Source organism: Methylophaga sp. UBA1464 (assembly GCF_002325665.1).
Lineage (GTDB): Bacteria > Pseudomonadota > Gammaproteobacteria > Nitrosococcales > Methylophagaceae > Methylophaga.
On sequence record NZ_DCSO01000029.1, the window covers coordinates 450 to 4,787 of the forward strand.

A 4,338-nucleotide genomic window follows, 5' to 3' on the forward strand; every position below is an offset into this window, starting at 1 on the left:
CCGAAGCCGAAGCCGAAGCCGAAAGTCACTACCAAAGCGAGGAAGAGCGATTGGCTGGCATAATGTCGGCACAACCAATTGATGCAATAGCTGCCGATGAAAATATCGTCAAGGAAGCATCCAAAACGAATGAGCCTGTTAATGAGATTGAGAAGTTACGGGCTAAATTACGTGAACGAACACAACGGCTGAAAGCAGCAAGGAAACAACACCTTGCTGGAGATCATGCAATCGCCACACAACCACCCATTGAAAAAGCTGTTGATAGTGAGCCATCCAGGGAAATGCTTATTGAAGAAGCGGAAGAAAGCCACACTGTAAGCAGCGAAGCTCCCGGTCTTTCTCCAGATTTTCTGGATAAAGAAAGCAGCCTGGAGGAGTCTTTTGAGAATAAAGAAGAAAGCTATCACATTGAAGCAGCACAGTCTGACAATACTTTAAAGACTGAGCTTGATAAAGCTGATGACACCTCCCCGCAGCCAGATGCTAAACAGCAAAAATCCCCATCGTCATATCGCTCTGACAGGGATGCAGAAGTGGATTTTGTTTCAACAGCAAAGTCAACTGAGAAAACTTTGGTGTCTCCTGCATCAGATAAGCAACCCTATGCATTTCATGGCATGCCTGAGTTTATTGAGGAAGAAATCGAATTATCAACAGCCAATGGATACAGAATGAATTCGACTCAGGAATTAATTTCTGAAGTTAAAAAGGCGCCTCTGGTTTCATTGATGGGCTCCAATGAGCATAAAAGTGAGCCACTGAAACCCAAGCTTAACGATGAGAAGACACATACGAACGATGATGAGTGGGTCTCAGATTTACTCGACAATACTTCACCCAGCAAGGTTGATGAAATCCCTGAGTCAACCGTTTCCGAAAAAATTGACGTTAAAACATCAGTTCATACAGAGGCAAATCCGGATATGGACAGCCCTGAAAATGAAGCTGGAGAAATCCCCCCCGTTGAAGATATAACTCAGAAGTCAAACCTGAGCCAGGCTGAAGAGGACTTTGCTGCAGCACTTGCGGCAGAACAGGCTCAGGCAGAGTTGGATCGTAAACAGACACAGTCTGAAATTGCCGTTTTTGATATTCCTGAACAGCCCGACTTGCCTGAACCTGAGCGTTTGGAATCATTACTCAAAGATGTTGAAAAGCTACAATCGACACAAACGGATAAAAAGTTATCACTGATCCCACCAACGCAAGAGGAGCCGCTTCCGGATACTGCGCAGTTGGATAGTTTACTGGGTGAAGTGGATAAATTAACTGCTGTCAAAAAAACGGGTAAAAGCAAAAAGAAACGGAGTGAGTTACAGGCGATTCTTTCAACAATACCGTCATTTTCTGGCAATAAGAAGCCAAAATACAAGTGAGTAAGATAGATCTGCTATCGCCTTATATAACTTGATGAAGTGATATTTTTAAACGGTCTGAGCAACGTTTTGCTAAAATTTCCGTCGTTTAAGCACGGAAAAATTTATGACAGACCAAATTCATCAGGTAGCCATTATCGGTGGCGGTGTCTGTGGCACCGCGCTGCTGTATATGCTGGCTGAATATACTGATCTTAATGATATTGTCCTGTTGGAAAAATATGCCGGGGTGGCCAAGGTCAACTCGAATGGCCGTAACAACAGCCAGACAATCCATTGCGGTGATATTGAGACCAATTACACCTTGGAGAAAGCGACCAAGGTAAAAGCGGCTGCTGAGATGCTGGTGAATTTTGCTGCTGATTTACCTAATGTAGATCAGGTCATTTTCAAATATCCCAAAATGGTTTTAGGTGTCGGTGAACAGGAATGCCGTCAGCTTCGCCAGCGCTACCAGACCTTCCGTGAAGTCTTTCCCAATATGAAACTGTTGGAAAAATCGGATATTGCTTCCTATGAACCCGCCGTCGTCATGGTAAATGGTGAAATGCGGGCAGAACCCTGTGTTGCACTTGCTATTTTGGATGATTACAGTGCGGTCGACTATCAACGTTTATCGCAAGCCTTTGTTGATAAGGCCAAAGCCAAAACAGACAAACAAATCCAGCTTTTATTTAACAGCGAAGTCGATGATATTGTCGAAAGTGATGGCGTATTTTCATTGGTTACCGGCGATAAAATCATTAAGGCTCGCAGCGTGGTGGTCTCTGCTGGCGGACATAGTTTACTGCTGGCACAAAAGATGGGCTATGGCTTGGAATTCTCTTGCCTGCCTGTCGCTGGGAGCTTTTATTTCACCCCGCAAGTGCTCCGTGGCAAGGTGTATACCGTGCAGAATGATGCATTGCCATTTGCCGCGGTGCATGGTGATCCGGATGTGCTGGTCGAGGGTAAAACCCGTTTTGGGCCCACGGCATTGTTACTGCCATTGTTAGAGCGTTATAACAATAAAACTTTTTTTGAATTTCTGCGGGTTCTGCGTCTGGACAGCAGGGTGCTTAAAGTTTTCTGGGATTTGTTCCGTATCAAGGATATTCGCAACTACATCTTTAAAAACTTCCTGTTTGAAGTGCCGTTATTACGTCGCTGGCTGTTTTTGAAAGATGCACGCAAAATCGTTCCTGGCCTGCAATTGAAAGATATTGAATTCGCTAAAGGTTTTGGGGGTGTCAGGCCTCAGTTGATTGATAAAAAGAATGCCAAGTTGTTGATGGGTGAGGCCAAGATTAACCCCGGAAACGGTATTGTCTTCAATATGACGCCATCCCCTGGAGGCACCAGTTGCCTGGAAAATGCTGAAACGGATATGCGTTTAATTGTAGGGCGTATTGGTGCATCCATCAATGAATCCTTGCTGAACGAAAGACTTCATAAATCAGCATAATGGCATCATCACCCTATATCACTGCTGATGGCATGTTCCGGATGAATCAGGAGCTGAGCGAGCGCTGGCAGCGGCGCAGGCATGTAGTTCAGGCCTTGGCCGCTGCCGCGGCTGAAGGCGATCGTTCTGAAAACGCCGAATATATTTATCGTAAAAAAGAACTCAGGGAAATTGATCGGCGGATCCGCTATCTCCAAAAACGTATTCCGGATTTGATGGTCATTGATCGTATCCCGGATAATCAGGAAGCCGTATTTTTTGCGGCGAACGTGACGCTGTTGAAGGATGATACGGAAGAGGTTCAATACCGGATCGTCGGCCCGGATGAGATTGATCACGCCAAAGGGAATATCAGTGTGGATTCACCTTTGGCGCAAGCGTTGTTGAAAAAACAGATAGATGACGAAGTAACTATCCAGGTTCAGGATGGTGGTCATCGTTATCTGATTCTGGACATCAAATATTAGTTTGCAGCTGGTTGTATCCGATAAATCTCGCCATCATCTGTTGATACATACAACCAGCCTTCAGGACTTTCAATGACGTTACGAATACGTTTATTCATAGTTCGTAAATAGCGTGTTTCATCGACTGCTTCGTTATTCTGAATTTTGACCTGATTCAGATGTTGTAGCGCCATGGCACCTGAAAATAAGTCACCCTGCCATTCCGGGAAGGCTTCACCCTGATACTGCACCAGACCGCTGGGAGCGATGGATGGAATATAGACTTTTATCGGATTTGCCATACCATCCACTTCTTTGCCTTGACCGACAGAGACAGGAGCATAATATTCCTTACCATGGGAAGCCTCAGGCCAACCGTAGTTTTTGCCTGCTTCAATCAGATTGATTTCATCACCACCACGTGGACCGTGTTCAATACCCCAAAGCTGTTGTGTTTCAGCGTTGTAATGCAGGCCCTGTGGATTACGATGACCGTAACTCCAGATTTCCGGCAAAGCATTGTCCTGTCCGACAAAAGGATTGTCCTGCGGAACACTACCATCAAGATTTAGCCTTAGAACGGTACCGTTGTGATTGTTAAGATCCTGGGCCATATCACGTTCGCCACGATCCCCAATAGAGAAGAACAGATGACCTTGCTGATCAAACACAATCCGACTACCGTAATGCTGGCCTTTACTGGTGCGTGATTGGGTGACTATTAAATCCTTCCAATCAGCTAAAGCATTGCCGTCTAACTTTGCACGGGCGAGTGTAGTTGCGCCCTGGCCATCTATATCTTTGCTGTAGGTGAAATAAATCCAGCCACTCTCAGCATAATCCGGTGATAAAGCCACATCCAGAAAGCCACCCTGACCTTGTGCTTTAACTGAAGGTACACCACTGATATCCGTTTTATCCCCAGAATCAAGATTGACCAGGCTTAACTTGCCTTCGCGCTGGGTCACCAGCATCGTACCGTCGGGCAAAATTGCCATTCCCCATGGGATTCCTAATCCATCTGCAACCTTGTCAATTTGCAACTTTTTATCATTGACGCTACCTGCAT

At 45.5% G+C, this 4,338-nt stretch carries 4 protein-coding genes; 3 read left to right on the forward strand and 1 reads right to left on the reverse strand.

Translation table 11 applies throughout. The features are described from left to right. Window positions 1-284 precede the first annotated feature (284 nt). The 3 genes from B3O33_RS03180 (at window position 285) to greB (ending at window position 3,290) form a co-directional block, all read left to right on the forward strand. Window positions 285-1,379, forward strand: a complete 1,095-nt coding sequence (locus B3O33_RS03180; protein ID WP_292362905.1) for a hypothetical protein — start codon at window positions 285-287, stop codon at window positions 1,377-1,379. 106 nt (window positions 1,380-1,485) lie between these two features. Continuing rightward, window positions 1,486-2,823, forward strand: a complete 1,338-nt coding sequence (locus tag B3O33_RS03185) for an FAD-dependent oxidoreductase (RefSeq protein ID WP_292362906.1) — start codon at window positions 1,486-1,488, stop codon at window positions 2,821-2,823. Next, on the forward strand, window positions 2,823-3,290 hold the full coding sequence (greB, locus tag B3O33_RS03190) for a transcription elongation factor GreB (protein ID WP_292358910.1): 468 nt from the start codon (window positions 2,823-2,825) through the stop codon (window positions 3,288-3,290). Before B3O33_RS03185 ends, greB begins: the two co-directional genes overlap by 1 nt. Here the strand turns inward: greB and B3O33_RS03195 are convergent. After that, window positions 3,287-4,338: PQQ-dependent sugar dehydrogenase (locus B3O33_RS03195; protein ID WP_292362907.1), on the reverse strand; the 1,052-nt coding region annotated here is incomplete at its 5' end. The two genes, greB and B3O33_RS03195, sit on opposite strands and share 4 nt — an antisense overlap.

What these genes read in the sequence shown, in the direction of transcription:
- B3O33_RS03180 (WP_292362905.1), top strand. Translation starts at nt 285, where the DNA reads ATGCTTATTGAAGAAGCGGAAGAAAGCCACACTGTAAGCAGCGAAGCT.
- B3O33_RS03185 (WP_292362906.1), top strand. Translation starts at nt 1,486, where the DNA reads ATGACAGACCAAATTCATCAGGTAGCCATTATCGGTGGCGGTGTCTGT.
- greB (WP_292358910.1), top strand. Translation starts at nt 2,823, where the DNA reads ATGGCATCATCACCCTATATCACTGCTGATGGCATGTTCCGGATGAAT.